The sequence below is a fragment of the Ruegeria sp. BHSA162 genome (assembly GCF_059613385.1).
On the sequence record NZ_JBXWSK010000110.1, the window covers coordinates 1 to 9,154 of the forward strand.

The window sequence follows — 9,154 nt, forward strand, 5'->3', positions numbered from 1 at the left end:
CCAAAGGCCTTGTATGATCGCCCAAAACAAGGGTTCGGAATTCCCGTCAACGACTGGCTGCGTGGCCCGCTGAAGCCTGTGGCAAACGAGGTTTTTTCAACAGGACAAGGGGTCGAGGACGTATTCGACACAGCCACCTTGGCGCGACGATGGCGCGAGCATCTCAGCGGGCGTCGCAATTGGGGGCCCCATCTGTGGACGGTTCTGATGTATCATTTCTGGCAGAAAAAATGGCTGGTCTGATCCTCGAAGCGCGGACTTCTGTTCACCAAATTCGCACAAAAGGACGCAATTCAGCCGATTGTCATGCGAAACAGAGGTGCACGCCCCTATTGTTTGTCACGCGCTGCACCGACGTGCCTAAGTCTGTTCATGACTGAACTGATTGCATCCTGCTCGGGCCTTTGGCGCGATATCCGGTCCGAATTTCGGTCTCCACACCCCCCTGCAATGAGACGGCAGGCGGGCCTCGCGCTACTGCTTCTGTTTGGCGTGGTCTTTGCTTTTTTCTATTTCCGGCTGGAATTCGCGAGGCAGTTTCTGGACATGCCCGCACCGCCGGGCAAACCGTTCTACAACGACGACTGCATCCTTGCCTCGGACCCTGGCCGTTACTCGCATGGCTTGTTTCAGGGGCACTACCTGGCTTTCCACCTTGCGCGCCACCCGCTGGTCGTGATGCTGAACGCCGCCATCGCCGAGCCGTTGACCTGGCTGGGCATCCGGCAGCCTATCGCGATTTCGATCAGTCTCGCATTCTGGGCCGCCATTTCGTCTGTCACGATTGCACTATTCCTACTGCACCAACACCTGTCGCTCTCCGTTACCATTCTGGCGACGCTTGCTGTTCTCCTGACCTTCGGAACCGTCACCACGCTCAGCGTTGTCGAGACCTACAGCGTCTCACTCTGGGCGATCGCCATGTCATTGTTGATCATGGCCGAGATGGCCAGACACTGCGCCAAGTACCCGGCCCTTACCAGCGTGATCGCTGGCCTGGCTTGCGGTGTGCTGGCCGGATGGTCCCATTTGCCGGCGGCTGCATTCTCACTGGTTTATGCTGGATTTGCATGGGCGTCTCTCAACGGAGGTGTCGGGCGGAAACTAACTTTCGGACTGGTGGTTCCGTCGGTGATTGCCGTAATCTTCATGATGGCTCCGGTCGTTTTTCTTGGCATCGTTCTGGACGGTGATCCTTTCATGGAACCGACCGAGATGGTTGGCCGGTACGCGGACGCTGCGAACTTCACCAACCCGGAAATCATCAAAGACTATGCCGCCGGCTTCTTCCTGTTTTCCTGGGTCGCGCCGGCCGAAACCGTTCAGTGCCGCTTTTTGCTGGATCGGCTATGGGAGATTCTCCGCGATCCAAGCCGCTTGGCCCTGACAATTCTGGCGACAATCCTGGTCGGATGGGCAATTGTTTCCGGCACCAGAACACCTGGCCGCGCCCCGCTTGTGCTGGCCGTGTGGACGTTGGTGGGCACGTTCTTTGTGTTCTACCTGTTTTTCAACCCACTCGAAGTGTTGCTTTACAGCTCTCACTGGACCACGGCCATTATCTTGGGTTCGGTCGTTCTGCTGAGGGAAAAGCCGGGTCTTGTCTTGCTGTTGAGTGGAATTGTGGCGCTCAGCCTGTATGTAAATGTACCGCCTCTTGCGGATCCGGCTTCATTCGATCCGGCGCAATGCTGTCCGCACGGAGGTCGAAACTAGGCCGGTCCGAGCGGCGGCTGTGCGGAAACTTGACAACAAAAGTGACCCTACCTAGCGTTCTGGGTCATCGTCTCCGCCGGTGAAAAATTATGGATACGCCGAATTCGCAAACTGCTAATTGCGCCATTCGGCAATGTTTCACGCTGTTGGTTGTAAAAGTGTTTTTTGGGTTGAATTCATGCGGCAGTCCACCGAACTGAAGGTCTTTTTCTTTTTCCTCGTTGCTTTTGCAACCGGGCTATTTGCCGCCGGCACATGGCACGGAATCGGAATGCGTCCGGATTCTATGGCCTATCTGGGGCTGTCCCCCGATCGGTTTCAACAGGCGCCAACCTATACCGCGCTGATTGATCTGCTGGCCGGAATGGGTGTCCAGCCCGTGCTTGCGGCCACCGTACTGAATATCCTCAGCCTGATCCTGAACATCGCTTTGATGTTCTTGATCCTGAACGACTGCAAGGTTCGGCCACGGATGATCTTTCTGGCAGCACTTATCATGGTCCTGAGTCCCCAGTTCATGTACGCGCATGTCACGATCCTGTCGGAACCGCTCACGACAAACTGCTTGCTGGGCACCTATTTCTTCATGTCCCGTTACTTGCGCGGCGACAACGTGTCCGCCTTTGTGTTGGCAAGCTGTCTGGCCGCCCTGTGCGTGCTGACCCGGTTCGCATTGGTCCCACTGATCGCGGCCTGCTCGCTGACAATCCTTGTTTATGGGCACGGTGATCTGCGCCGTCGACTGGTTTCGGCGATTGTGTTTGGCCTGATCGCATCCGCAATCATCATCGGGTGGTACTTGTACAATCAAACCTCCGGTGGGACCGGCATCGGGCGTCAAGCAGCGTTCCTTGGGGATCCCGACACCGAGACCTTCCGCGCGGCACTGACCACGCTATCAGCCTACGTGCTGCCAAGCTCTCTGCCGCCGATTATCACGTTGACCGCTTTGGTTGTGGTTTTGGGATTCGTCATTGCTCTGATCGGCACAGCTTTGAAGGTTCAGACCAACCCTGATGACCTTCCCGGTCTGCCAGTTGCGCGTACGATCTCATTCTTTTTGCTGGTCTACGTTCCTTTCCTTGTTCTGGCCCTGTTTATCGAGGCCAATCTGACCATCCATGCCAGGTACCTGTTGCCAGTGTTCATTTCGACTCTGGTTCTGGGGTTTGCTCTCGTTGGCGGTCAGCCCGGAACGGATATGATGAACCGGCTGCGTCCCGCAGCTCTCATACTTGCGCTGGCGTTGACCGGAACCTATGCCGTACGTACGGCAGCGATGACCCGCACCCACATGACGGAGGGGAATTTCTATGCCTCACCGGTCTGGAAGAACTCTCCGACTTTGGCGCATCTGGACAATCTGCGGGACGGTGTCGTGGTTTACTCAAATGGCTATGATGTCATTCGGCTGGTCAAGGGTGTGGATGCGCTCAAGTCCCCTGAGTTGTTCGAGCGCAGAACCGGCAGGCCGGACCCTGGTACGTCGCCAGAAAAAGAAATTCAGGAGGTCCGCAAACGCGTGGCTGACCAAAACGCGGTTGTCGCCATCCTGAACGAGATCGACTGGCGGTTCTATCTGGTCGATGAGGAACGGCTGATCCGCGAAGCTGATCTGACCCTACTCTATGAGGAGGCCGACGGGCGGATCTATGGATCTCCCGCCAGTTTCAAACCGACCGAATGAAGGATCGTATGTCATGAAGCTTGTTCCAACACTCGGGGCCGAACAATGATAGGATCGATGATATTCAATCGGGTGGCTCTGCATTCACGCCCTGAAGGATTGATTGATGAAGTTTGAAGACCTCAAACACGTCTCGGTTCTGGTCGGTCGCTATTTCGTGACCGGGTGCACGGCCGTCGTCATCCATTTCTCGGCGATGGCGTTCTCGGTCGAGGTCTTGGGCATCTACGAAACGATCGCTTCGGCAATCGGGTTCCTGATGGGGGCCACATTCAATTACTGCATCCAAAGACTATGGGTGTTTCGGTCCAGCGTTCCACATCGCAGTGCCCTGCAGAGGTTCATTTTGGTCACGGCGACGACGTCGGCGATAAACGTGGCGCTGTTCTCTCTTCTCTTTGCGTTGTTGCCTTTCCACTACTTGATCATTCAGGCGTTCGTGACCGGGTGCATATTCCTTCTGAATTTTACCCTGAACTGGAAAATCACCTTTCGCGAGCCTGCTGCTGAACCACCGGAAGCCCGGGCGCAGGACGCCCGAAGGTAGGTATGCCGGACCAAACCCACTGTGTCGTATTCGGAAACAACGCCGACAACCAAGCGATTTGTTCACGATTTTAAGACCTCGAAAAGGCAGCTCTTCGCCCGACGCCAGAATGGCCAAAAACTCTCTGCTCTCGGATTTGCATCGCTTTTTTTGCCCGCCAAACGCACAGGGACGGCCTTTTGGCCTGATATGGCTAGATAAATCTATCGAGCCGATCAAAGTACAGGTAAGACAATATGATAAATAACAGTTCGATTCTGACGCCGATTTTAAGCCGTATTCACGGTCCGAAAAAAATGGAGAACACTCGTGCAATCCGGTGACGACGTAATTGCCAACCAGCATGAAACCAACGATTTCATCAATATCTGGTTGCTACTGCGCCGGAACCTTCTGGTCATCTTTCTGTTGGTCGTCGGTGCGGTCTCGGCAACAGCCTTCTACATGTCGACCATCCCCGACCAGTATCGGTCGGACGCACAGATGGTTTTGGCTCTCACAGAAACACGATTCAGCGAGTCGACCGGACAGCTGGAAACCTATGAACTGAACCGGTCGAGCGTGGAAACCGAGTTGGCCCGACTGCGGTCTCGCGACTTTGCCGAGCAGGTGGCAGACCGCCTGGGTCTGTTCGACGACCCCAGCTTTGTGCGCCGTGCGCCCGGCGCGGACAGCGAGGCGGATGAAGAGATTCACCGCGCTGCGGTCACCGACAAGGTTCTGGCCTCTTATTCCGTCTCCCGCGCGGGAGAAAGCCTCGCCATCAGCATCGAAGGCCGATCCACATCGCCGGTGCTGGCTGCAGCCCTGCCCAATACCGTCATTGCCGTCTATATCGCGAACGAGCGCGACGCACGGGTCAATCGCTTGATGACATCGATCGACAATCTCAAACGCCGGGTCGGTATCCTCGGCGAAGAATTGACCCAGGCGGAATCGAATTTGGCCGAGTTCATCCGTGAGGACAATCTGGATGACGAACAGGTCGTGACCCGGCTGCGGGCCGAGGTGGAGCGGCGCAAGGCCCAGCTGCGCATCGGCATCGAACGCAACCTGCCGGAAGACGAAATTCTGGCCCTCCAGGAACAGCTGGTCACATCCGAGCAGGAGCTGGAGGCCCGCACCCGTCTGGAGCTGTCGTTGCTGCGCCGGGAACGCGAGGTCGAACTACTGCGAACCCGCTATCAAACCACGATCGACAACCTGACCTTGCTGGAAACCCGCATCGGCCAGCTTGAGGACGGCACGATTCAGGTTTCCAAAGCACGCATCCCGGTTGACCCCTATGCCCCCAGCAGGTCATTGATCACGGTGCTGGCCGGCCTGTTCGCAATGATCGTTGGCTTCATCATCGCGCTGGTGCGCGAGGGCCTGGACAGAACGGTGCGCAGCGAAAACCAGATCTTCCGAATGACCGGCCTCAGCAACCTGGGATATATCGCCCGTCAGCGACGCAGCAAAATGTTCGCCGGTGAGAACAAGGCGATCGAAAACCTGTTGCAGAGCCAGAAATCGCCCCTGGCCGAAGCCGCCCGGGGCATCTTGACCAATTGTATCAAGTTCCGGCATTCCAAGGTGATCCTGATCACCTCTGGCCTGCCGAACGAGGGCAAATCCTTCGTCAGCAGCGTTCTGGCGACCTCGGCGGCGGTTGACGGACTGAACGCTCTGCTGATTGATCTGGACACGCACCGTCGCGGCGCGACGAAGACGTTCATTCCGGACATGGATGAGGTGCAACTTTCGGAAATCTATTCTGACAGTGTAACCCTGCAACATGCTCTGACCACCGAAACCAAAGGGTCACTGGATCTGATCACCGCAGCCTCGCCTACGCACGAGCTGTCTGATGCCGCGTCAAACAAGCTCAAGCAACTCAAAGAAACGCTGCTGGATCAATACGATATCATTATCGTGGACACACCCCCGGCACTGGTGATGGATGAAGTGTACCGCAACGATATCCTCGCCGACGCCGTTCTGCTGGTCGCGCGCTGGGGAAAAACGCCACAGCATGCGTTGCAAGCCGCGGCAAAACGGCTTCAGTCATCCGGCTTCAATGTGCTGGGTACGATTCTGAATGACGTCGACCCCAAGAAATACCGCTGGACCACCTACGAAGGGTATTACGGTACTTACGACGACTACTAGAAAATCCGGCGACCGCGCCGTTCCGGCCACCGGGGATGTCTGGTGGCCGAGTCTGTGCTACCATGCAGGCACCGGATGCTGCGCGCGGGTACTGACCGACGTGCGGCGCGGTCGGAATACCTGACTTTGCTTGGAGTGGGTTTTGGGGAAAGCTTCTTCAAGGGCAGATGAAAACGGGGGGCTCATAATCATCGCGCTGGCACTGGTCCAGGCGGTGATTCAGACGGCTTTTCCCTTGGTTGACGTGAACTTCTCCAGTGACTCGGCGGACTACGTTCAAGCCGCCGCCTATCGCGGCTTTGCATATCCTTTTTTTCTGGACCTTTTCGACGGGTTCGCGGACCCGCTGCGCGCCGCTGTTGTGGGCCAGATCTGGGTATTCTCGGCTGCTGCATGTCTGTTGTCGGTCACGCTGGCCCGGGCCACTGGCCACTCCGGTGCCGGTCTGGTCCTGCTTGGAATTCTGATCATCAACCCAATGACGATCTACTTCAACTACAGCATCCTGTCCGAGTCTCTGTTCCAGAGCGCGACATGCGTCTATCTTGCCTGTCTGGTGCAAGCGATCCACGGCCCCAAGCCCTGGCACTTTGCAGCCCTGGGCATGACAGTCGGCGCCATGATCGCGATCCGTCCAGTTGGTTTTGCTCTTTTGCCCATCCTTATCGTGGTGGTTCTTTGCGCGAGCTATATCAATGGCAGGCGCCCGTGGGCTGGGCTGGCTCTGGCAGTTCTGGGCGTCACCTTCGTGCTGCTTGCAGACCGCGCCGCTTACGATCTTCGCCACGATGAACCTCGCGAAAGCGTGCTGGGGAACGTCTTATTCGCAAAAAGCGCTATGTTCGCTGCAGGTACAAGCCCCTATGCCCCCGATGACCCACGAACCGAAGTCTGGATTATTCTTGAAGAAGAGGGTCCGGCAGACGCACGCGAGGCGATTTCCCGGGCGCCATTTGGACCGGTCTCCTTCTTTCTGATGCACAGCTACGAAGCCAGCTTGATATTTCTGTACGAGAAGGACCGATTGCAGTCCATTGCCGACCGAATTGGCATTCCAAAGACTGAACTCATGGCCGAAATCGCTTCAAGACGAATTCTGGCGAATCCAACGGGGTTTCTGCGGTTGCCGCTACAACACTATGCCGCCCTCTGGCAGCCCTTCTACCATGCCGTGACCGCGAACGACATCACCGCCTACATCGCGCAGAATGGGCCGTTCCCGATGGACAATGCGCTCGGCTACATCACCCGCGATGTATTTGATCCGCCGCATGCACGTCTTATCCATTCCGCGCTTGCGATAGGTTGGCTGGCTTCGATCTTGATCCTGGCGGCCTCAATCCTTTGGCTGCGCCGAAACTGGCCCGGACGTCAGATGCTGACCCTGGCTGGGTTGGGGGTGCTGAGCCTGCATGCGTTATTGTTTCTGTCTGCAACACTATCCATTGCGTCGGTAAGGTATCTTGCAGCACTTTGGCCTATCGTCGCGGTGGTCATATGTGCTAGTTTTCTTGTGGTTTTGAAGCTTTATGATCGCCGGAAGAAGCACGCAAGGCGCAGTCTGGAAATCTGACATGCCGCCCGTATTGTTCTGTTTCCCGCCTTTTCGGGTCCGGCAAATGTTGTTGTGTCGGTGAAAGTGGTTGCAATGGTAAAAGCCGGATTCAAAGACTATCTGTCCATTGCGCGCATCGACCATTGGTTCAAGAACATCTTCATTCTGCCGGGTGCCGTTCTTGCGGTCATCATGGGTGCCGAGTTCACCGGTCGGTCGGTAATCGACCTCGCCGTCGGGATCTTTTCGATCTGTCTGATCGCATCGGCCAACTATACCATCAACGAGTGGCTGGACCGTGAGTTCGACCGACACCACCCGAAGAAGAAAGAGCGTGCCTCGGTCGTGACCGAAATCGACGGCCGGATCGTCTGGTTGCAATGGCTGGGTCTGGCGATCATCGGTCTGGGACTCGCGCTGCTGATCAATACGCCGTTCTTCCTGACGGCGCTGTCCCTGCTGATCATGGGGATCATCTACAACGTCAAACCAATCCGGTCCAAGGACCGCGCCTATTTGGACGTTCTGAGCGAGGCCATCAACAACCCCATCCGGTTCTTTGCGGGCTGGTTCATTATGGTTCCGCCGATCGTGGCACCATCCAGCGTGTTGATCTCGTACTGGTTCGGGGGCGCGTATCTGATGGCGATCAAGCGCTTTGCCGAATATCGTACCATTGACGACCCGGCGCTTGCCGCGCGGTACCGCGCATCTTTCAAAGACTACGACGAGTCGAAGCTACTGGTTTCGGCGCTGGTCTACGCAATCTTGTCCACCGCTTTCCTGGGCGTTTTCCTGACCAAGTACAAAATCGAGCTTCTTCTGTCTCTGCCCTTCGTTGCGATGTTGTTCGGGCGCTATCTTGCCGTCGGGCTGGCGCGGGACTCGATCGCACAGGCCCCCGAAAATCTGTACAAACAACGCGGCCTTGTTTTTCAGGTTATTCTTCTGGTGGTGGTCATGTTCGTTCTGCTCGAGATCAAACTTCCGTTCTTTGAACAGTTGCTTGAAATCCGGCCAGTCGGGTCATAGGTGCCGGGCAACGGACCGGCTTGCTGCCAGACTGGAGGTGATGCGCGCATGGTGAACCAGCCTTCAGATGATGTTGTTTCCGCACCGATCCGGCGATGCTGGTTGTGCGGCACCGGCGGCCTCAGGAGGATAAAGGAAAGCACCCTGCGCGGGGATCCGACGTCGCGGAACTTTGAAATCTCGAATGCCGACTACGGTACAACCGCCGCGATCGACCAATGCGTCCGCTGCGGTTTTTGCCAATGCACGGATATGGTCGATGTCCTTAAATTCTACGAAGACCTCGAAGACCCGGCCTATGAGATGACGCGCCCCCAAAGGGCGCGGCAGAAGCGGGTGCTGCTGAACAGGTTGCCAAGACCCACTGCCGGCGCGAACCGGCTGCTGGATGTGGGGGCCGGAACCGGTATTCTGGTCGAGGAGGCCATCGCCTGTGGTTACGACGCGGTCGGGGTTGAGCCGTCGC

General features: G+C 56.8%; 8 protein-coding genes. All 8 read left to right on the top strand.

From position 1 onward, the window contains the following. Positions 1–243, top strand: a 243-nt coding sequence (locus AC2FM5_RS18415) for an asparagine synthase-related protein (protein WP_496737321.1), incomplete at its 5' end; no start/stop codon positions are given. 129 nt (positions 244–372) lie between these two features. Next, complete coding sequence (locus AC2FM5_RS18420) at positions 373–1,716, top strand: hypothetical protein (protein WP_496737323.1); 1,344 nt, start codon at positions 373–375, stop codon at positions 1,714–1,716. Between the two features lie 271 nt (positions 1,717–1,987). Next, a complete protein-coding gene (locus AC2FM5_RS18425) occupies positions 1,988–3,403 on the top strand; it encodes an ArnT family glycosyltransferase (RefSeq protein ID WP_496737324.1) in 1,416 nt (471 codons plus the stop codon). A gap of 106 nt (positions 3,404–3,509) precedes the next feature. Further along, positions 3,510–3,950, top strand: coding sequence for a GtrA family protein (locus AC2FM5_RS18430; protein WP_170341738.1), 441 nt, complete (start codon positions 3,510–3,512; stop codon positions 3,948–3,950). A gap of 309 nt (positions 3,951–4,259) precedes the next feature. After that, positions 4,260–6,101: a GumC family protein gene (locus AC2FM5_RS18435; protein WP_496737327.1), complete on the top strand. Its 1,842-nt coding sequence runs from the start codon at positions 4,260–4,262 to the stop codon at positions 6,099–6,101. A 142-nt stretch (positions 6,102–6,243) separates the two neighbouring features. Continuing rightward, on the top strand, positions 6,244–7,674 hold the full coding sequence (locus AC2FM5_RS18440) for a hypothetical protein (protein ID WP_496737329.1): 1,431 nt from the start codon (positions 6,244–6,246) through the stop codon (positions 7,672–7,674). Positions 7,675–7,749: 75 nt separating this feature from the next. Next, positions 7,750–8,688 (top strand): UbiA family prenyltransferase, encoded by a 939-nt coding sequence (locus tag AC2FM5_RS18445; protein WP_170341743.1) that lies wholly within the window; start codon positions 7,750–7,752, stop codon positions 8,686–8,688. Between the two features lie 252 nt (positions 8,689–8,940). Then, positions 8,941–9,154 (top strand): methyltransferase domain-containing protein (locus AC2FM5_RS18450; RefSeq protein WP_496737331.1); only part of this gene is annotated, 214 nt, incomplete at its 3' end.